General features: G+C 48.0%; 21 protein-coding genes and 2 tRNA genes. 2 read left to right on the forward strand and 21 right to left on the reverse strand.

Going from position 1 to position 20505, the window contains the following annotated elements; genetic code table 11:
- Nucleotides 1–403: 403 nt before the first annotated feature.
- The 17 genes from lysS to ACFO0S_RS12130 all read right to left on the reverse strand — a co-directional run bounded on the left by lysS (nt 404) and on the right by ACFO0S_RS12130 (nt 17955).
- Nucleotides 404–1894, reverse strand: coding sequence for a lysine--tRNA ligase (gene lysS, locus ACFO0S_RS12050; RefSeq protein WP_378142346.1), 1491 nt, complete (start codon nt 1892–1894; stop codon nt 404–406).
- A gap of 149 nt (nt 1895–2043) precedes the next feature.
- Nucleotides 2044–3063, reverse strand: coding sequence for a tRNA dihydrouridine synthase DusB (gene dusB, locus ACFO0S_RS12055; protein WP_378142347.1), 1020 nt, complete (start codon nt 3061–3063; stop codon nt 2044–2046).
- Nucleotides 3053–3280: a helix-turn-helix domain-containing protein gene (locus tag ACFO0S_RS12060; RefSeq protein WP_378142348.1), complete on the reverse strand. Its 228-nt coding sequence runs from the start codon at nt 3278–3280 to the stop codon at nt 3053–3055. The genes dusB and ACFO0S_RS12060 overlap by 11 nt, the downstream gene beginning before the upstream one ends.
- Nucleotides 3232–3738, reverse strand: coding sequence for a 2-amino-4-hydroxy-6-hydroxymethyldihydropteridine diphosphokinase (gene folK / locus ACFO0S_RS12065; RefSeq protein ID WP_378142349.1), 507 nt, complete (start codon nt 3736–3738; stop codon nt 3232–3234). Before folK ends, ACFO0S_RS12060 begins: the two co-directional genes overlap by 49 nt.
- Nucleotides 3735–4100, reverse strand: coding sequence for a dihydroneopterin aldolase (gene folB, locus ACFO0S_RS12070; RefSeq protein ID WP_378142350.1), 366 nt, complete (start codon nt 4098–4100; stop codon nt 3735–3737). The genes folK and folB overlap by 4 nt, the downstream gene beginning before the upstream one ends.
- The gene (gene folP, locus ACFO0S_RS12075) at nt 4100–4942 is read right to left on the reverse strand and encodes a dihydropteroate synthase (protein ID WP_378142351.1); all 843 of its coding nucleotides are present in this window, start codon (nt 4940–4942) and stop codon (nt 4100–4102) included. The genes folB and folP overlap by 1 nt, the downstream gene beginning before the upstream one ends.
- On the reverse strand, nt 4926–5792 hold the full coding sequence (gene pabC, locus ACFO0S_RS12080) for an aminodeoxychorismate lyase (RefSeq protein WP_378142352.1): 867 nt from the start codon (nt 5790–5792) through the stop codon (nt 4926–4928). The genes folP and pabC overlap by 17 nt, the downstream gene beginning before the upstream one ends.
- The gene (pabA, locus tag ACFO0S_RS12085; protein WP_378142353.1) at nt 5792–6382 is read right to left on the reverse strand and encodes an aminodeoxychorismate/anthranilate synthase component II; all 591 of its coding nucleotides are present in this window, start codon (nt 6380–6382) and stop codon (nt 5792–5794) included. Before pabA ends, pabC begins: the two co-directional genes overlap by 1 nt.
- Nucleotides 6379–7791 (reverse strand): anthranilate synthase component I family protein, encoded by a 1413-nt coding sequence (locus tag ACFO0S_RS12090; RefSeq protein WP_378142405.1) that lies wholly within the window; start codon nt 7789–7791, stop codon nt 6379–6381. Before ACFO0S_RS12090 ends, pabA begins: the two co-directional genes overlap by 4 nt.
- Nucleotides 7792–7896: 105 nt before the next feature.
- Complete coding sequence (gene cysK / locus ACFO0S_RS12095; RefSeq protein WP_378142354.1) at nt 7897–8823, reverse strand: cysteine synthase A; 927 nt, start codon at nt 8821–8823, stop codon at nt 7897–7899.
- A gap of 76 nt (nt 8824–8899) precedes the next feature.
- Nucleotides 8900–9826: a peptidyl-prolyl cis-trans isomerase gene (locus ACFO0S_RS12100; protein ID WP_378142355.1), complete on the reverse strand. Its 927-nt coding sequence runs from the start codon at nt 9824–9826 to the stop codon at nt 8900–8902.
- Complete coding sequence (gene hslO / locus ACFO0S_RS12105) at nt 9804–10691, reverse strand: Hsp33 family molecular chaperone HslO (protein WP_378142356.1); 888 nt, start codon at nt 10689–10691, stop codon at nt 9804–9806. Before hslO ends, ACFO0S_RS12100 begins: the two co-directional genes overlap by 23 nt.
- Entirely contained in the window at nt 10684–11469 is a 786-nt protein-coding gene (locus tag ACFO0S_RS12110; RefSeq protein ID WP_378142357.1) for a type III pantothenate kinase, read from the reverse strand. The genes hslO and ACFO0S_RS12110 overlap by 8 nt, the downstream gene beginning before the upstream one ends.
- Nucleotides 11470–11557: 88 nt before the next feature.
- The gene (gene ftsH, locus ACFO0S_RS12115; protein ID WP_378142358.1) at nt 11558–13537 is read right to left on the reverse strand and encodes an ATP-dependent zinc metalloprotease FtsH; all 1980 of its coding nucleotides are present in this window, start codon (nt 13535–13537) and stop codon (nt 11558–11560) included.
- 182 nt (nt 13538–13719) lie between these two features.
- Nucleotides 13720–14262 carry a hypoxanthine phosphoribosyltransferase gene (gene hpt, locus ACFO0S_RS12120; RefSeq protein WP_378142359.1) on the reverse strand — a complete coding sequence of 181 codons (543 nt, stop codon included), beginning with the start codon at nt 14260–14262 and terminating at the stop codon, nt 13720–13722.
- On the reverse strand, nt 14256–15623 hold the full coding sequence (gene tilS / locus ACFO0S_RS12125) for a tRNA lysidine(34) synthetase TilS (RefSeq protein ID WP_378142360.1): 1368 nt from the start codon (nt 15621–15623) through the stop codon (nt 14256–14258). The genes hpt and tilS overlap by 7 nt, the downstream gene beginning before the upstream one ends.
- Nucleotides 15624–15642: 19 nt before the next feature.
- Complete coding sequence (locus ACFO0S_RS12130) at nt 15643–17955, reverse strand: SpoIIE family protein phosphatase (protein WP_378142361.1); 2313 nt, start codon at nt 17953–17955, stop codon at nt 15643–15645.
- 170 nt (nt 17956–18125) lie between these two features.
- Here ACFO0S_RS12130 and ACFO0S_RS12135 point away from each other — a divergent pair.
- A tRNA-Met gene (locus ACFO0S_RS12135) sits at nt 18126–18199 on the forward strand.
- A gap of 13 nt (nt 18200–18212) precedes the next feature.
- A tRNA-Glu gene (locus ACFO0S_RS12140) sits at nt 18213–18284 on the forward strand.
- A 437-nt stretch (nt 18285–18721) separates the two neighbouring features.
- On the opposite strand, the gene ACFO0S_RS12145 is transcribed toward ACFO0S_RS12140, so the two are convergent.
- From ACFO0S_RS12145 to yabP, 4 genes are all read right to left on the reverse strand, one after another.
- Nucleotides 18722–19156 (reverse strand): S1 domain-containing RNA-binding protein, encoded by a 435-nt coding sequence (locus ACFO0S_RS12145; RefSeq protein ID WP_378142362.1) that lies wholly within the window; start codon nt 19154–19156, stop codon nt 18722–18724.
- 99 nt (nt 19157–19255) lie between these two features.
- Nucleotides 19256–19666 carry an FtsB family cell division protein gene (locus tag ACFO0S_RS12150; protein ID WP_378142363.1) on the reverse strand — a complete coding sequence of 137 codons (411 nt, stop codon included), beginning with the start codon at nt 19664–19666 and terminating at the stop codon, nt 19256–19258.
- A complete protein-coding gene (locus ACFO0S_RS12155; protein ID WP_378142364.1) occupies nt 19635–20171 on the reverse strand; it encodes a hypothetical protein in 537 nt (178 codons plus the stop codon). The genes ACFO0S_RS12150 and ACFO0S_RS12155 overlap by 32 nt, the downstream gene beginning before the upstream one ends.
- On the reverse strand, nt 20168–20470 hold the full coding sequence (yabP, locus tag ACFO0S_RS12160) for a sporulation protein YabP (RefSeq protein WP_378142365.1): 303 nt from the start codon (nt 20468–20470) through the stop codon (nt 20168–20170). Before yabP ends, ACFO0S_RS12155 begins: the two co-directional genes overlap by 4 nt.
- Between the last annotated feature and the right edge of the window lie 35 nt (nt 20471–20505).

The raw sequence follows: 20505 nt of genomic DNA on the forward strand, positions 1-20505 counted from the left end.
CGCGCCCAACGGGGGTCGGGTCGGCGACTTGTATATCTTGACGTCTTGCATGTTCAGTTTTCAATGTTCATTTTCTTGCATCGCTCGTTTTGGCGACTTTAATATAATACCAAATTACGAATCTAGATGTCAATTACTTTTTCAAAAAAGTTTTCTCGATGTGTTTCGTAATTTAGCAACTTGATTACTATAGCACGGCCCCAGGCACGAAACAAGCACTTTATCTCATCTTTTTTCAACAAAGTTTCCTAAGTTCAACATTTAGTCGCACTTACTTTCATTCAGCCCACATCTTGTGCCTGACAATACTCTTCTATAAGAAGAAAAACAATTCACGCAACTCCCGCGTGAAAAACAAAAAGCACTCTCTCCATTAAATAGAGGGAGTGCCAATGTGTTTTGATTAGTCGCGATGACGCATCAACGGGAACAATAGAACATCACGGATTGATGGTGAGTTCGTCAGTAACATAACAAGACGGTCGATACCAATACCGAGTCCACCTGTTGGTGGCATACCGTATTCGAGTGCCTCGATGAAGTCGTCGTCCATTTCATGCGCTTCGTCGTTCCCTGCTTCCTTCTCGACAAGCTGCGCTTCAAAACGCTCACGTTGGTCAATCGGATCATTTAACTCCGTGAAGGCATTCGCATGCTCACGGCGCACGATGAACAATTCAAAGCGGTCTGTAAAGCGGCCGTCTTCTGGATTTTTCTTCGCAAGCGGAGATACCTCCACTGGGTGTCCATAGATGAAAGTTGGTTGAACAAGAAGTTCTTCTACTTTCTGTTCAAAGAACTCGTTGAGTACATGTCCCACTTCCATAGAAGGTTTGACTTCTACGCCGTGCTCTTTCGCAAGTGCATGTGCTTCTTCTTTCGTCATGTCTTTCCAGAAGTCGACGCCTGTCACTTCTTTTACAGCGTCTGCCATGTGCCAGCGTTTCCAACCTGGAGCAAGGTTTACTTCGTCGTCTCCGTACTGAACAATTGTTGACCCTAGCACGTCTTGTGCGATGTGCGCAATCAAGTTCTCTGTCAGGTTCATGATGTCTTGGTAATCGGCATACGCTTCATACAGCTCGATCATCGTGAATTCCGGATTGTGACGCGTCGAGATTCCTTCATTACGGAAGACGCGGCCGATTTCGTAGACTTTCTCAAGTCCACCTACGATCAGACGTTTCAAGTGAAGTTCAATCGCGATACGCATGTATAGTTCCATGTCTAATGCATTGTGATGTGTAACAAACGGACGAGCCGCTGCTCCACCCGCGATAGAATGCATCATTGGTGTTTCAACTTCTAAGAATCCTTCGTTATCTAGATAACGGCGCATCGACTGAATGATACGGCTACGTGTGATGAATGTCTTTTTGCTGTCTTCACTTGTCATCAAGTCCAAGTAGCGTTGACGGTAGCGTTGTTCTACGTCTTTTAAGCCGTGGAATTTCTCCGGCATTGGTCGAAGTGATTTCGTTAAGAACGTAAATTCTGTTGCTTTAATAGAAAGTTCTCCTACATTCGTGCGGAAGACCGTCCCTTTCACTCCGATGATATCGCCAAGATCCGCTGTATTGAAAGAAGCATATGCATCGTCGCCGATGGCATCTTTACGTACGTAGATCTGAATTTGACCGCCGAGGTCTTGGATGTGCGCAAAGCCCGCTTTTCCTTTTCCGCGCTTGGTCATGATACGACCTGCTGCGATGACTTCGTATGGCGTCTCGTCGAGTTGTTCTTTCGTATAGCCTTCAAACTCTTCTTTAATCTCATTACTTAAGTGGCTGCGTTCAAAGCGAGATCCGAATGGATCCATGCCTTGCTCTTGCATCGACGTCATCTTCTGGCGTCTCACCTGTAATTGATCGTTTAATTCTTCGATGTTCGACATAATGTCACTCCTTCACTCTGTTCTTCCCCAGATTGCAATAGCTTCATTGTACACAACTTTCCTTGAAACTTCACCTCCACCAACTGAAGTCTGGGAATTCAGTCTTTTGGCATAAAGAAAGCTACCACGCCTAGGTGATAGCTTACCCGTTATACAGATACAACTTCTTCACGAGAAGCCATGCGCTCCTCCGCGAACTGGTTCAAGTATACTTTTAATTCGTTTGCATCTTCTATCTGATTGATTATCGTCCGAGCCGTTCCGTTTCCGCGGATACCTTTTAAGTACCACGAAGCATGTTTACGCATCTCACGAACAGCCACTTTCTCGCCTTTCAACTGCGCGAGGCGTTCAAAGTGCAACAAGCACACATCGATTTTTTCACGAACAGATGGTTCCGGCTTTAGGTCACCGGACTCTAAGTACTCTACTGTACGATAGATCATCCACGGGTCACCGAGTGCTGCACGTCCGATCATTACTCCGTCTACACCGGTCTCATCAAGCATACGCTTCGCATCTTGCGGACTTTCCACGTCCCCGTTTCCAATGACCGGAATTGACACCGCCTGCTTCACATCACGAATGATGTCCCAATTTGCGTAGCCTTCATACATTTGCTCACGCGTACGTCCGTGGACAGCTACTGCAGCTCCTCCGGCACGTTCAATCGCTTGCGCATTCTCTACAGCAAGGATATTCTTCTCGTCCCATCCGATCCGCATCTTCACCGTGACGGGTTTGGTGACATTATCGACTACCGCCGATACCATCTCATAAATTTTGTTCGGGTCAAGTAACCAGCGGGCGCCCGCTTCACACTTGATGATTTTATTGACTGGACAGCCCATATTGATGTCAATGATGTCTGCCGTCGTATTTTGGTCCACATATTTCGCTGCTGCAACGAGCGTTTCCTTTTCGCCTCCAAAGATTTGAAGAGACAGTGGATTTTCCCGTTCATCAATATACAACATGCTTAACGTCTTTTCATTCTGCTGAACGATCCCTTTATCACTAATCATCTCTGCATAAACAAGTCCTGCTCCAAATTCCTTCACCGTCAGGCGGAATGCCGAATTACTGATTCCTGCCATTGGTGCCAACACGACGCGATTGTCCATTTCGACGTAGCCAATACGAAATGGTTTGGTCGGTTTAAGTGTCACTTTCTTCACCTTCCTCTTGCCCTTTTAATTCGTCTATTGCGATACCGAGCACGTGGGCAATTTTCGTCCATTGCGTGGCAGTAGGTTCCTTCACCCCTCGCTCCATCTTTCCAAGCGTGGCAGGAGCTACCTCTAGTTCTTTTGCCAATTCAATCTGACTGATGCGTTTTAACTTTCGGTATGCACGAATGCGTCGGCCCCATCTACTGTTTTCCATAAGCGAATGCCCTCTTTCTCGGAATCGAATTGTGCCGCGAGCTGTGTGATCTCCTCGTGCGGATAAATCGATGCCAATGGAATAAGTACAAATGCACGTTCCTTCATGCGCGGATGTGGAATCTGTAAGACATCCGATTCTATATTTTCTTCATTATATACCAAAATGTCAAGGTCTACCGTCCGGGGGCCCCAGCGGATGACCCGTTTCCGGCCAAGCTGTTCCTCCACCTGCTGACACATCTCAAGCAACTCATGTGGAGTTAAATGTGTCGTCACACCAACTGCAATGTTCAAGAAGGCCGCTTGATCGGTGTAGCCAACCGGGTCGGTCTCATAGACAGAGGAAACCGAATCGACCGTAACAGAAGACGCTTCCATCAGTGCACGCACCGCTTCCTGTAAAAAGGCAAAGCGGTCACCTATATTTGACCCGATTGATAGGAACGCGCGGTTCATAGTGTCCCCCGCGCAATCTCTACAGCCACGGAATCATAGTGCCCGCGAATCGGTGGCGTCGGTTTCACTACGAGTACCTTGCATCCTTTGACTAGCGGAGAATAGGTCTCTAAAATACGCGACGCAATAGTTTCAGCAACCGACTCGATCAACTGAAATGGCTTCCCTTCCGCCACTTCTTTACACAGTTCATACACTTCTGCGTAATTGACTGTCGCCTTCAAATCATCGGTTTCACCCGCTTGTTTTAAATCTGTCGCAAGCGTCACCGTGATGCGGAACATTTGCCCAAGCACGTTCTCTTCCGGAAGCGCTCCGTGATACCCGTAAAACGCCATATCGTTTAAATAGATATAATCCATCAGTTTTCCTCCTCATACGTCGCCTTGCCGGCCAACACATCCATCATTTTTACGGTTCGCGCAAGTTCTTTCACATCATGCACACGTACCATATGCACACCTTTGTCGATGCCATAACTCACCGTAGCTGCAGTCCCCTCTACACGCTCCTCCACCGGAAGCTTCAACACATTTCCAATGAGACTTTTCCGAGACGTCGCAAGGAGGACCGGATAACCCATCGCGACTAACTCTTTTAGGTGCTGCATCATCCAAATGTTGTGCGTCGTATTCTTGCCGAAACCAATACCTGGATCGAGCCAGATCTGTTCATCCGTCACACCGTGTGACTTCGCAATGGCAATGGACTCCTCTAAGTCCGCTTTTGCCTCTGACCAGAAATGGGTATACTCAGCCGTATCTCGGTTATGCATCAGAATAATTGGCACTCCGTACGAGGCAGCAAGTGTGGCAAGACCTGCATCCCTCTTCACACCCCATATGTCATTCAACATATCGACACCTGCATCAAGCGCGGCTTTCGCTACAGTCGACTTGTACGTATCAATCGATAAGAGAACGGGAACCCCTGCTTCCCGAATCGCACGAACGACCGGCACAACTCGCCCGATTTCCTCTTCATCTGAGATTCGCGTATACCCAGGACGCGTGGACTCCCCGCCGATATCAACAAACTTCGCCCCCTGCGCCACCATTTCTTTTGTCCGCTCTACAGCCTGTTCGACTTCATTATATTTGCCCCCATCTGAAAATGAATCCGGGGTTACATTTAAAATACCCATGATGACCGTTTCTTTCTCAAAATCGAGTCGTACACCATGCTTTTCAAATTGCTTCATCATTGGCTTTTGCATCCTCACTCTCTATTTCCGATACATACGCTGCATGCAATGTTCGATACATTTCGCCATCATTTCCCGGGAAATGATGATCTTCGACCGCACGAATCGGGACGATTTCTTGCACGGCGTTCGTTACAAACACTTCATCTGCTTCTTCGACCTCTTTTTGGAGGAAGCGTCCAATCCGGACGTGCAGATCGTGCGCCTCCGCATAGTCGATAACCCACTGGCGTGTGATGCCATCTAAAATCCCGGTATCTAGTGACGGAGTGAATAACTCCCCGCCCTTTACCCAAAACACATTCGACGTAATCCCTTCTGCGACCACGCCTTCCGCTGTACACATCAACCCTTCCATCTCGGCAAGAGAAGGCAGTTCAAAACGCGCGAGCACATTGTTCGCATAGTGATGCGACTTCAGACGACCCGTGCCTTCAGGAGTATTGCGTGCCACCCGAATCCAGCACGCCGTTTTTTCTTTTCCTCGAACCACCGGCGGAAGTTCTTTGCGCATCATCAGAACCGTTGGATTTTCATACGACGTCGGCTGTAAGCCGATATCATGTACCCCTGCTGAGACATTGAAACGAAAATAGCCGTCTTTGCCCTCATGCTGTTTCGTCAGTTCCGTCACCACTTCTCGAATTTCCTCTTTTGTGTACGGCATCCGGATGCGAAACGTTGAAAGCGCCCGTTCGAGGCGCTCCCAGTGTTGATCCCATAAGAATAGCTTCCCGTTATACGTCCGAAACGTCTCAAAGAACCCGAGACCATACAAGTAACCATGGTCATACGGGGAGATTGTCACGTCTTCTTTTAAAAGATAGTCGCCGTTTTTCCAGCAGTCCATTACACTGACACTTCCTTCGGTTCGCAGTACGTTTCGATAAAGTTGCGAATCAGTTTCTTACCTTCTTCCGTCATGATGGACTCGGGGTGGTACTGCACGCCTTCGACCGCGTAGTCTTTGTGGCGAAGCCCCATGATTTCCCCTTCCGCTGTCCAAGATGTCACTTCGAGGCAGTCCGGAAGACTTTCTTTTTCCACAATCAGCGAGTGGTAGCGCGTCGCCCGGAACGGATTCGGCATATCCGCATGAACGCCTTTGCCATCATGATGAACCGGCGACGTCTTCCCGTGCATCAACCGCTCGGCACGAATGACCTTGCCGCCAAACGCTTGTCCAATCGATTGGTGACCAAGGCAGACGCCAAGAACCGGAACTTTGCCGGCGAAATGTGTAATGACATCAAGACTGACTCCCGCCTCGTTCGGTGTACACGGCCCCGGAGATACGACGATCATTTCCGGCTGCAGGGACTCAATGTCAGATAATGAAATCTCGTCATTACGCACGACACGAATCTCGCGTCCCATCTCTCCCATGTACTGCACTAAGTTATATGTGAAAGAATCATAGTTATCAATCATCAAAATCATGGCTGTTTCGTCCCTTCCGCCATTGCTTTGGCCTGCCATAATGCTTTTGCTTTGTTCAGCGACTCGATATATTCCGCTGCCGGAATGGAATCAATGACGATTCCAGCACCCGCTTGGATATGCGCCATCCCGTCCTGCACAAATGCGGTACGGATGACGATATTGAATTCCAAGTCACCTGTATAGCCAAACCAGCCGATGGAGCCTGTATAGAGTCCGCGGCGGACTGGTTCGAGTTCCTCGATAATTTCCATTGTACGAATCTTCGGCGCGCCTGTAATCGTGCCTCCTGGGAACATCGCCTGAACGATTTCTGCGTTCGACACATCCGGACCGAGCTTCCCTTTGACGTTCGAGACGATGTGCATGACGTGTGAATAACGCTCGATGACCATAAACTCATCTACTTCTACCGTGCCATACGTTGCGACTTTCCCTAAGTCATTGCGCTCGAGGTCTACGAGCATCACGTGTTCGGCACGCTCTTTCTCATTATCGATCAGTTCCTGCGCAAGAGCGATGTCGTCCGCTTCGTCTTTTCCACGTGGGCGTGTTCCTGCAATCGGACGGGTCGAAAGTTCGTCTCCTTTTTTCTTCACAAGGAGTTCAGGTGAACCTGAGACGACGACAAAGTCATCCGCTTGAATATACGCCATATAAGGAGACGGGTTGAATGTGCGCAGCGCTTCGTACATGACGCGCGGCTCGACGCCTAGCTCTTTTGATTGGCGCACGGAAAGATTGACTTGGAAGACGTCACCTTGTGCTATGTATTCTTGAATGCGGCGCACGGCCTCTTCAAATTCCGGACCGCTCATCGACACATGCAAGGTACTGTCGTCTTGAACGACTTCCCGTGCAGCCCCTGTTTCGAAAAGTCGCTCACGAATACCTCGTTCAATGGCTTGTTGCCACTCCTGGTGCCAGGTATCTAAGTCGACTTCCGCTTGAGGAAGCTTCATAAGTCGTACTTCTTCCGTGTGGACGTCATATACGGCCCAGTGATCGAACAGATAGAAGAAGTTCATCGGAATACGCAAGTCGTCTTTAGACGTTTCCGGTAGAACTTCAATGACGCGTGCATAATCGTATGTAACAAATCCAAGAGCACCGCCTTGGAAGTCCGGTAAATCCGGGTTGTATGCAATATGATAATCACGAACTAGTTCTTCAATCAGGGCTAAAGATTCTCCGGATCGCTCTTCGGTTTCTCCCGTGCTCCACTCGATATGAAGACCTTCCGGAATGGACCAGACGCTTGCAAACGGTGTAAACGCTGCGATGCTCTGATTCCCACCACGAGCGCTTTCAAATAAGGCATGACGAGTTGCTTCTTTCGCAAGCTCCTGATAGCCATAATAAAATTCATCTTTAGATGCTGAAAATGTGCGAGTATTGGTTAGTTGAATCACTGAGGTTGCCCCTTTTTCACCAGAATGTGCTTTAAGTGTACCTGTATTCGAGGCGTTAGAAAAGGAAAAAGACCGCCCATTTGGACGGTCTTGCACGGTTATTTATTGGTTTTCGAAGTTATAAAGATGTGTACTCAAATAGCGTTCTCCGTTTGACGGGATGATTGCCAAGACTTTCTTGCCTTTTCCGAGTTTCTTCGCAAGTTCGAGTGCCGCATGGATGGCTGCGCCAGAAGAAACGCCACCGAGAATTCCTTCCGCTTTCGCCACTTCACGAGCCATCGCATAGGCATCTTCATTTGATACTTGGATGACGCTATCATAGATTTCTGTATCCAGCACCTTCGGAACAAACCCTGCGCCGATCCCTTGAATTTTGTGGGGACCAGGCGACCCACCAGAAAGCACTGGAGAATCTTTTGGTTCGACTGCAGCAATGTGGATGCCAGGGAAACTTTCTTTCAAGACGCCCCCTGCACCTGTGATCGTTCCGCCTGTTCCAATCCCTGAGACGAACCCGTGCAATTCATCAAATGCCTTCACGATTTCAGGACCAGTCGTCAGACGGTGGACTTCCGGATTAGCTTCGTTATTGAACTGTTGTGGCATGAAGTACCCATTCTCAGAAGCAAGTTCTTCCGCTTTCGCAATCGCACCTTTCATACCGTCCGCTCCTGGTGTCAATACAAGTTCAGCACCATATGCACGAAGCAAGTTGCGACGCTCTGTACTCATCGTATCTGGCATGACAAGAATTGTTTGATAGCCTTTCGCAGCAGCAATCATTGCCAAACCAATTCCTGTATTCCCACTTGTTGGTTCAATAAGTGTATCTCCAGGTTTGATGTCGCCTGCTTTTTCTGCGGCTTCAATCATCGCAAGCGCAATACGGTCTTTGACACTGCTTCCTGGGTTGAAATATTCAAGCTTTACATACACTTCCGCATCGTTTTCGTTTGTTACACGATTTAACTTTACAATCGGTGTATGCCCTACTAGTTCAGTAATTGAATGTGCTGTACGTGCCATTTCCTCACTCCTAATTCCTAGTTTTTTGATAGGTATTAAGTGTATGATAGCAATCTAGTAAAAAGACTGTCAAATTTTAGCCTCCGTCACCATATTGCCAACTCGCAGCAAATTCTTCCCAAAATGCGCGTGGTGTGACGGATTGTGGAAGTTGCTCGAGAGCGAGTTCCCGCTGGATATGCGCTTTCACATCCTCAAAGCTAAACGATGAACCCTCAAGTATGCTTTGCACTTGAACCACTACAAATCGCCCATCTGTTAAAGGAATGGGACTACTTATTTCTTCTGCCTTGAGATCTGGAAGAGCTCGCACGAGGTTCGCATCGACTGCGGTTGTATTGGAATTCACAAAGCCGACGGTGCCTCCAAGTGCTGCAGAACTTGGGTCAATGGAGAGCTCTCGGGCCAGTCCTTCAAAAGAAGAGCCGTTGTCGAGTTCAGACTTTACTTCTTCCGCTTCTTGCATCGTTGCCACGTAAATCGCTTTCACATCATAGGAAGTCGGAATCTCATAAAGGGATTGATTCTCTTCGTAATACGTTTCCAGCGCCGTTTCTTCCACGACCACGTCTTTCGCAAGAACTTTTTCCAAAATGATGCGCGCACGGACTTTCTTCTCCATCTGTTCTTCATTTAGACCGAGGAAGGTCTGGTCCGTTCCTTCTGTTGCTGAACGGTACAAGGACATTTCAAGCGCTAGCTCTTCATCCGACACGTTAATCGCATGCTTTTTGGCAGCTGCTTCCATCACGCGTTCATTCACAAGTGCTTCAAGTGCTTCACGCCCAGAGCGTGTTTCCATCTCCGCCACCCATTCATCGTGCGTAATGTCTTCCCCGTCAACCGTAGCGACTGTCTCGTTAGTTGATGCGCCGTTCGGAATGAGCCAGGCAATAAACCACAGCAAATTCCCCAGCAACAAAATACCTAGCACAATCAGGACAGGTTTTGTTTTTAAATGACGTTTCGGTCTAGCCGTATTAGTTCGGTCGTTTGGCCTCATCAATCATTGTCTCCAATTCGTCCACGTTATAGTGATAATTTTCCATACAGAAGTGGCATTGCGCCTCTGCGCCGCCGTCTTCTTCAATCATATCACGAATTTCATCTGGACCTAAAGAAATGATGGCAGCACCAAATCGTTCTTTCGAACAGTTACAGCTGAACGTTACATCTTGCTGGCTTAAGACTTGTACATTGTGCTCCCCTAGAATTTCTTTTAGTAGCTCTTCCGGAGAAAGACCACGTTCAATTAGTTTCGATACTGGTTCCATTTTGGAAAGATGCTCTTCAATTTCCGTAATCGTCTCGTCGTCAGTTCCTGGCATCAACTGGATGATGAATCCACCTGCAGCAAGGATCGAGTTGTCTGGATTCACAAGTACACCCAGCCCAACAGATGACGGTACTTGTTCAGACGTCGCGTAGTAATAGGTGAAGTCTTCCGCAATCTCTCCGGAGACGATTGGCACCTGGCCAGTGAAGAAATCACGCATGCCTAAATCTTTTACGACTGTCAAGGCGCCTTCTGTTCCAACCGCACGACGAACGTCCAGTTTTCCTTTTTCATTCAAGTCAAAGTGTACGTGTGGATTGGTCACATACCCGCGGGCTTCCCCATGTGAATTGGCATCGATGATGATCGGTCCAACCGGTCCGTTCCCTTCAATCTTCACCGTTAATTTGTCTTTCCCTTTTAGCATAGCCCCCATCATGACAGCTGCTGTCATCGAACGACCGAGTGCCGCTGAAGGGATCGGCCATGTATCGTGGCGACGTTGTGCTTCTCCTACCATATCTGTTGTACGTGCAGCAAAGGCACGTACTTGTCCATCAAATGCTAAAGCGCGTACTAAATAATCACTCATGTTTCATTCCTACTTTCTCGTTTCGTTGAAAGATTAAATATAGTCCTTTTAGTGTTAAAAACGGATCCACGTGATCAATGATGTCGGTCTCCGCAGAAATCAGAGGAGCAAGTCCGCCGGTTGCGACGACTTTAGCCTCCGCATTTCCTGACTGTTTCATACGCTTCACGAGTCCTTCGACTTGGCCGACATAGCCATAGACGATGCCTGATTGCATAGCTGAGACGGTGTTCTTTCCGACCACGTGCTCCGGTGTTGTCAGTTCAATGCGCGGAAGTTTACTGGCGCGGGAAAACAAGGCTTCTGTGGAAATGCCAATGCCGGGTGCAATGGCGCCTCCCATATAATGTCCCTGTTCATTGATATAACAGTAGGTTGTCGCTGTACCGAAATCGACGATGATCAGCGGCATTCCGTAATAGTGTATGCCTGCAACGGCATTAACTATACGGTCCGCTCCGACTTCCCGTGGATTTTCATACTTAATGTTGAGACCTGTCTTGACGCCCGGACCAACAACCATTGGTTTTTGTTTAAAATATTTGGAGCACATGGCTTCTAGTGAAAACATGATCGGCGGAACGACAGAGGAGATGATGATGCCATCAATGTCTTCAAAATACAGCCCCACATGTTGGAACAGCGCTTTGACTTGCATGGCATACTCATCTTCTGTTTTCATCCGGTCGGTTTCCATGCGCCAATGATGCTTCAAACGATCGTGTTCGTAGACACCTAAAACGATATTGGTGTTCCCGATATCCATCACTAAAATCATGGCCGTCCCTCATTTCACTTTGAATCATACCATAGCAGGTGGAGATAGAGAAAAGCGTAAGCACCAAGGAGGCGCCTACGCTTTTTCATTACTTCCGGTCTTCTTGAATTGGGTTTCCTGCATCCGTATCAGACGGTGCTGATTCCGATGGAAGGTCTCCTGTTGATGGATCTGAAGGCGCACCCGTTACATCAGGTGTTTCTTCTCCCGTTACAGAAGGTTCTTCAAATGGACGTTCAGGCAGTGTACCGTGCTCTTTCAAATGGATGATTTGAGCAGCATCGAGTGTTTCCACTTCGAGTAGCGTCTCAGCAATCAAGTTCAAGAGGTCCCGTTTCTCTGTTAAAATCTCTTTCGTGCGCGCGTATTGTTCCTTGATCATGCTCTGCATCTCTTGGTCAATTTCATACGCAATCGCATCCGAGTAGTTTTGCTCCGAATTGAAGTCGCGTCCTAGGAAGACATTGCCTCCTTGTGACTGACCAAACTGCATCGGGCCTAGCTTGTCACTCATCCCGTACTCTGTGACCATGCTGCGGACAATACCGGTAGCACGCTGGAAGTCATTGTGCGCTCCTGTTGACACTTCACCGAAGACGATGTCTTCTGCTACACGGCCTCCAAGTAGTCCAGAGACTTTGTCGAGCAGTTCTGGTTTCGTCATGAAGTAACGATCTTCTTTTGGAAGCATCACAGCATATCCACCTGCTTGTCCACGAGGGACGATGGTTACTTTGTGAACCGTTTCCGCATTATCAAGCGTCAACCCGATAACCACGTGTCCTGCTTCATGGAACGCGACAATCTTGCGTTCTTTCGCAGAGATAACTTTCGTGGATTTGGCTGGACCTGCAATGACGCGATCGGTTGCTTCATCAATATCATACATATCAATTTTCTTTTTATCTCGGCGCGCTGCCACGAGTGCGGCTTCGTTAAGTAAGTTTTCAAGGTCAGCCCCTGAGAACCCTGGTGTACGCTGGGCGATGGCTTTTAAATCGACGCCTTCTGCTAAAGGTTTGTTACGTGCATGTACTTTAAGTACTGCTTCACGGCCTTTGACATCCGGACGACCTACAGTAATCTGGCGGTCAAAACGTCCTGGACGAAGAAGGGCAGGATCTAGAATATCTGGTCGGTTCGTTGCGGCAACGATGATAATGCCTTCGTTTGCACCGAAACCATCCATCTCAACAAGTAATTGATTCAATGTTTGCTCACGCTCATCGTGACCACCGCCAAGACCTGCACCACGTTGACGACCGACTGCGTCGATCTCATCAATGAAGATGATACACGGAGCATTTTTCTTCGCATTTTCAAAAAGGTCACGTACACGGGATGCCCCGACACCGACGAACATTTCAACGAAATCCGAACCGGAAATCGAGAAGAATGGGACGCCTGCTTCACCGGCAACCGCACGAGCAAGAAGCGTTTTCCCTGTTCCTGGAGGACCTACTAAGAGGATCCCTTTTGGAATACGGGCACCGAGCTCAACGAATTTGCGTGGGTCTTTTAAGAAATCGACCACTTCGACAAGTTCCGCTTTCTCTTCGTCTGCACCGGCAACGTCTTCAAATTTCGCTTTTTTCTTATCGTCATACAGTTTTGCTTTGCTCTTCCCGAAGTTCATCACGCGGTTTCCGCCGCCTTGTGATTGACTTAATAGGAAGAAGAACAGAATAATGATGATCAGGAATGGCAGGAGTCCTGTCAAGAACTGTACCCAACCACTTGTTTGAGGCGCTTCTTCTGTGTCCCAAACAATGTTGTTTTGATCAGCAAGCTCACCAAGTGTTTGCTCTGTGAATTGGCCATTCGACGGAATACGAGCGTTAAATGTCTCGCCTTCTTCCGCATCCACCATTTCCCCTGTGATGACATAGACATTGTTTACAGGTTGTAATGTGAACTCCTTAATTTCGCCATTTTCCATAGCTTGAATAAATTTATCAGTCGTTAATTCTTTCGTCGGCGCTCCGCTTTGGTTAAACGTAGCAAAGATCCCAACGATCACAAAAAAGATCAGCAAATATAATATCGCGTAGCGCAGTGCTCGATTCATTCCTAGCCTCCTCACGGACTTAATCAAAAAAATCACATCCCGCAGAGGCGGGATGGTGTTGTTTTTGAGGTGATAAAAAGAAAGTAATTCTACTTTCTTGGCGTTCAAAAAACTATAAAATATCTTATCATAGTAAATTTAGCACGTACAATGAAATGCCTTTGAATCAAGTTGTTTCCAAATTAGAAGGAATAGACTTCTTTTTTTAGTACGCCAACGTATGGTAAGTTACGATATCTTTCCGCGTAATCGAGACCATAGCCGACCACAAATGCGTCTGGCACCAAGAATCCAACGTAGTCTGCTTCGAGTGGCACTTTACGTCCAGATGGTTTGTCCAGAAGCGTCACAATTTTAATCGATTTTGCTTTACGGTATTTGAAAAGGTCGATCAGGTAGCTAAGCGTCTTTCCGCTATCGATGATGTCTTCCACGATGATGATGTCGCGACCTTCAATACTTGTGTTCAAATCTTTGACGATTTTTACTTCTCCTGAAGAAACGGTCGCATTCCCGTAACTCGACACATCCATATAATCCATTTCAACGTAAGCATCCACATGCTTCATTAAATCAGACATGAACGGCATCGCGCCTTTAAGAATTCCGATGGCAAGAGGAAACTTGTCTGCGTACTCTTGCGATAGAACCGCACCAAGTTCTTTTGCTTTTTCTTGAATTTGCTCATCCGTTAATAGTATTTCTTGAATATCCTTCTCTAACATGTGGAATCCTCCTGTTTTATCCAAATCACCCAAGGGGTTTTCGTCTGTTTATTCAGCAGCTTTCCATAGGAGAGGCTGATTAGTCCTAGTATACCATTCTTTTGCGAGACAAGCAGTGGCCAGCTATCGCGTTTTTCCAGCGGTATCTTCTGATCGATAAGAATACGGGCGACCTTTTTTTGGTAGGTGCCATAATCAATGCGGTCTCCTGCTTTCCGCCCACGAATGACGAGTGGAAAGTCTTCTTCGTCGATTTGCACATACCAGCGCTCTCCGGGATGAAGCTCGTCCGATTGGGTTAATAAAACCTTTATCGTGTCGGAAACCGAGACCCACCTGTCCGGCATAAGCACGTGTTCCGCTAATGTCTTTGACTTCGTCTTCTGGGCGAACTGGAGATCATCATATGAACGGGTAAGCTGGTAGCCTTGCGGCAGGGAGATGTGCTGTGTTCCGTGGGTGGACGTACTCGCGTGAAGAATGGTTGCTAAAAGCTGCGAAGAAAGGGGTTGCGTGTTTGGTTGTAAGTACTTCCATAGTAAAAGAATCACACGCCTTTGTAAAGCAATCGGAAGTGTCCGAAATCCTTTCCCATCAAGGGTAACGTGACCATTTTGTGAACGTTTCACCAATTCTTGATAACGTAGTTCGGCAAGCTGCGAAAGAACCTCTTCATCTTCTTCCTGTCGTTTGATAAAACGGCCGATTTGCCGGTCGAGTGCCGGATTCTCCTTATAGAGGAGTGGCACCACGTGATGACGGAATCGATTGCGCGTATAAGCGTCGCTTTCATTGCTCGCATCTTCCCGGTAAGCTTGATGGATGTCTCTTAAGTACTGCTCAATGTCTGTACGTTTGATGCCAAGAAGAGGACGCATAATCCCCTTTCCATCGAACACCCGCTGAACCGGAATTCCGAGCACCGCCTCTTCCGACCCCTTCGTCAACTGCATCAACACGGTCTCGATCTGATCGTCTGCGTGGTGTCCTTGGACAAGCACGTCAAAATTATATGTATGTAAGATGGAGGCAAAATAGGCATACCGCTCTTCACGGCACACCTGTTGTGTATTGCCTCCTTGTTGCAATCGTTCCGGAACAGGAAGAGCCTTTGCATAGACCGGAATCTCGAGCGACTCACCTAGCGCTACCACAAATGCCTGGTCATCTTTTGACGCCTGACCGCGTAACTGATGATCTGCATGGACGATTCCAAGCTCCCAGTTATAGGTCTTTGCAAGAGCATGTAAACTGCGGACGAGTGCCACAGAATCCGCACCGCCGGAACACGCGAGCAAAAGACGCTTGCCCGGATGTGTCATCTGATGCCGCTTTAGAAAGTCGTTCACTTGTTGCTCCATGCTAGCTCCCCCTTTTTGTTCAGTTTACCACGCGCGATACTTGTCGGGGAGTAAAAAGCGACCATGTCGGCATGCGTTTTGTCACGTGTAGACAAATGACCGTCTGATCGTCTTGCGCTTTGCCAAAGCTTTTTGCGCACCAATCGAGGAACACAGAGGCCGTTGGGTGCTCTTCTGTCCACCACGACATAAAGACCTCTTCCTGTTCGTCCATCTCCACATGTTCTGCAAAGATGCCGTCTGAGACCATCCAAATGGTGTCTCCATCCTTTAGAAGTAAACTCTGTTCCACTAGGGCTGACTCATTGGAGAACCCAAGGGGTGCTGTCTGATGATCTAGCCGTTCACACGTGGACCCTCGCACAATATACGTCGCCATCGCACCCGCTTTCCAGGAGTGGAGTTTCCCGAGCTGTAAATCAATGAGGGCAAGGTCCATCGTGGCATACACATCGCTCGTCATCCGTAGGCCCGTGATGTAATGCAAGAAGTGTAGTGCCGTCTCGGCGTCCATCTTCTGCCACAGTGCCTGCTTCATACAGTCCATCATCCAGCCACTCTCTTTCGTGGCAAGTTCTCCGTGCCCCATTCCGTCTGCAAGTAAAACCGCAAACAACCCTTCATGGACCGGAAACAAGAAATGCTGATCGCCACTGCGAATCGTTCCATCTTTTGAAGTTGCCGCAACGTCTGCCGTGATGCGATAGGAAACCGATGAGCAAATCGTCAACTCTTGATGTTCGAAAGGTTCTGCGAGCATCTTTCGTTCCGCACAATACATCGGTTCATCTGCCCAGCTACTGACAAGCGCCACAATGGCGTCACTTTCTTCTATCGTACAGGCTTCACTGAGGGATAAGATCACTTTGCGCTGTCCACGCGTCGAACTGACAATATCCATTTGCCATACCGGAATTTGTTGCATCTGAAGCAGGCGGTGAAGGTGCTCTTCCTGTTCCCCCGCCGGAATCTCAAGTGCTCCCACAAAACGCTCGATTTCTTCTCCGAGACCATCTAGTTTCGATGCGAATAATTGTCTTGCATGGTCATAGTGAAGACTGAGGAGGCGGTGTTGTCGGTCTGCCTCTAAAGACTGGAGCAACGTCTTTGGCTTCACACACTGCTTCATGATGAGCAGTTCGGTCTGCCGTTTCTGAAGCCCTTCCTTGCGGTGCCACTGCTCGAGCACGTCATGCATGTCACCTTTTGCATAACACCCGACCTTCCGGTAACACGTCTGACAAGGAAGGGGCAAACTCTGCTCCGGTGACTGCGTAGCTGCTGCCGTCTCACTCCGGATCACATCTCCCACATATTTGAAAAACGATTGCGCTTCTTTCATATGCCGCTTCCACCGAGCCTCTAACCACTCCATGCGCTGTTCCGCGTGACGATTTTCCTTTGGTTTCATGAGCTGCTGCAACTGGATGATCCACGACTTCGGAAGCGCAAAGAAGAATAAGGTCGCGAGTACAGTGGAAGATAGCATCACCTCATCAATCGGCAGTGTGGTGTCATAAAACCGAAAGAATACCAGTACCCCGAGCATCGACAGTGCCTGCCACAGCCTTCCTGCTCGCCGGTGGAGTCCTACAAACAATCCGGTTAGTGCATAGACGGCCATCATGCCACTGTACGAAAGCGTACTGAGTCCGAGCAATAGGCCAGCTGCTACGGCCAGCGGTGTCGATAAAGCGACTCCACCTACTGCCCCTGCTGTTAATAGGACGAGCTGCATCAGAACGATCGGCACGGAAAAATACCCAATCAGTAAGTACTGCATCCCTGTCAGCATCAGTGCGAACAGGATCATCACACCGATAATGCGTTCCGTCGTCCATTTTTCGAGCCACATTTGTGGAAGCGGATAGAACACGCGGAACAATAGGATGGTGACGATGACACTCAACAGCGCCTCGTAACCGACGGCGAGCCAGATATCGAGCGGCACGTTCCGTTGATACGAGACGAGCTGCCAGATGCTCTGGACACCGAGAGATGCAACAGCAATGCGTGCGGTGAGCGGAAGCGGCCGAAGTACATGAAACACCAAAACCTGCAGCAGATGAATCAGGCCCTGCCCCACCCCAAGTGTCAAGGCACCAAACAGTGCACCGACCACCGTCCATCTTTTATACGCTGGATAACGGATTGACACGAGCGCCCACACCGGAAGGAAGAACGGCACGGTCTGATCAAACAGCACCACTTGTGTACAAAAGAATGATAACCATAAAAAGAAACCGACCATCAACCATTTTTCTTTCTCCGCAAGCCGCGCCTTCCAGAAGGAAGCGTGCTGCCATGGTTGCTGTAGTGAAATAAAGCGCATATCTTTCTCCCCCTTTGCATAGCTTAAGCTTACCGGGTGAGAACAGAGAATCTTGTCAGGCTGTGCGGGTGGAAGAGAAAATGTTTCGACGCGTTTCGAATGTTTTTTAAAAAACATTATTGACATCTCTTCGCTGCACTTGTATGATACTAATTGTCCGAAAAAAACAAGGCGGCGTAGCTCAGCTGGCTAGAGCGTACGGTTCATACCCGTGAGGTCGGGGGTTCGATCCCCTCTGCCGCCATCCTTTTTATATCGGCCCCTTGGTCAAGCGGTTAAGACACCGCCCTTTCACGGCGGTAACACGGGTTCGAATCCCGTAGGGGTCATCACAAGCACCGAGTCACATTTTATATGTGGTTTGGTGCTTTTTTATTTCTAGATGTGAAGCAGGCTCGCCCTGAAATTCTGTCGAATATCATTGTGGCCCATTCAAGCCACATACCCGGTCCATTTCAACCCTCTACCCGGTCCGTTCAAGCATGACACCCGGTCCATTGCAGAACAATTGAACAGAGTATGTTGTTAAAAGGCCCATTTAAGCTGCGTACCCGGTCCATTTCAACCATCTGCCCGGTCCATTCTCGTGCCCAATGTTCAAATTGTTCAGATTCTCTACCTCACACACTCCATTACCCAATCCCTTCCTAGCAAGACCTACCCCCATTCTGCTCCACACAAAAACCGCCTTTCCTCATAAATGAGGAAAGGCGGTCATACGACAATCTATATGTGAACACTTTTTATGCGTAGTCAGACAACAAGATTAGCCTCTTTTTGCTCCGCGGCCACCGCGTTTTGATTCTGTTGCACGTTTAAGTGTAGAAAGACGCTCTTCACTATCTTTCAAGAAACGTGACATTTTTGATTCAAAGTTCTCTTTTGGTTGCTGACGCTCACGATCATTTGATCGGAAATTATTTCTTGGGCGCTGTGGTCGCTCAGGACGTTCAGGGCGTTCAGCTTGTGGCTTTGCTTTGCGGATGGATAATCCAATTTTTCCGTCCGCTTCGACGTTCATCACTTTCACTTCTACCATATCGCCAACTTTTAAGTGATCGTTGATATCTTTTACGTAGTTATCTGCGACCTCACTAATATGGACAAGACCTGTCTTGCCACCAGGAAGTTCTACGAATGCTCCGAAGTTTGTGATCCCTGTTACTTTACCTTCTACCTTGCTGCCTACTTCAATTGACATAAAAAAAATGCTCCTCCTTAAAATTTACACTGTGACGCACTACGCCACGTTATCTTTAATTATAACCAACAAAAAAAGAGTGTCAATCATGGCACTCTTTTACTCGTTGGTTTCTTCGTCTTTTTCATCCTTTGGTAGGGTAAAGATAATTTCATTTTCATCCGATAAGAAATAATCTTTGCGAAGAAGTTTTCCAATGTATTCATCATCATTTAACTTGGCAATTTGTAATTCTAGCGTTTCTTGCTCTTCAAGTGTCTTCGCAAGTGAAGCTTCGACTTCTACTTTGGCTTCGTGCTTATCAGCTAAAGTTTGCTGGCTATTCCACAGCGAATGTACCAAGAATCCGATGACCAGTGCGGCCATAACGCCGAAGACACCGAGACGACGATAAAGACGCACGAGTTGTGCGCGCTGGCGCTTCTTTTTCTGATCCATGGAACGTACGTATTCGGAATTAATCGATGAAATCTGTTGTTCAAGCTGGCTTGTTCGTTGATTTTCGCCCATCAAATTTCCTCCTCGTCCGTCGGTTGGCTATATTATACATAAAACCAACACGACTTTGAAGAGCACTTGGAAATATTTTTCGGATGGGCACATAGGCCAAATGACAGAAAAATGCCAACACTTTCACATGAATACGCACAACTAGCCGAACAAAAGTCACAGTAACATGGATAATCCACCAAATCGGGCGCAGAAGGACCACATCTCCTATTCTACCTAACTGTCGTAGCGGAATCTGCAATTCTCGCCGGTAGAGCAAGCCACCTGCCCCTTGTGCCAACAAATCATAGATGCGCCATCTGCCATCTGCCCAAAAAATTGTCATGTAGACAGAGAACACCGTGGCAATCAAGATGCCGGCAGCAAGGGCCCATGGAAGCCAGCGCTTCCGTAGGCGACGGGACAGACCTTGGAACCGACACCAGATGCAGTCGAGCCATGCGAGCATGGCGACGCCACTCGCCACCCAGAGGATCAGGTGTGCTGTTTGTTCTACTGGACTCATCCGAAGAGCTTCTGCAGAATGCCTTTCGTGGCGTCTTTCCCGCCATCCTCATTGTAGTGCAAACTTTCAACAAGGCCTTCAAGCGACAGCATCCCTTTATCGACGTCCAAATGAACAATTCGGAGGTCTGTTCCTTTGATGGTGAGGAATCCTTGACCCGTACGAACAAAGAATTCTTCCGTATCAAATCGCTCCATTGCCTTAACAGCTGTGACATCCATGCGTTTCCGGTTACGTAGAGAAATGTGGTGTTCACTACTTGTCATTGTAGGAATGGGGGAGTCTTGTGTATAGGTCATGTTTTCTCTCCTTTCAGGCTCCCTTCACTTTATGA

Source organism: Chryseomicrobium palamuruense, assembly GCF_042649045.1.
Classification (GTDB): domain Bacteria; phylum Bacillota; class Bacilli; order Bacillales_A; family Planococcaceae; genus Chryseomicrobium; species Chryseomicrobium palamuruense.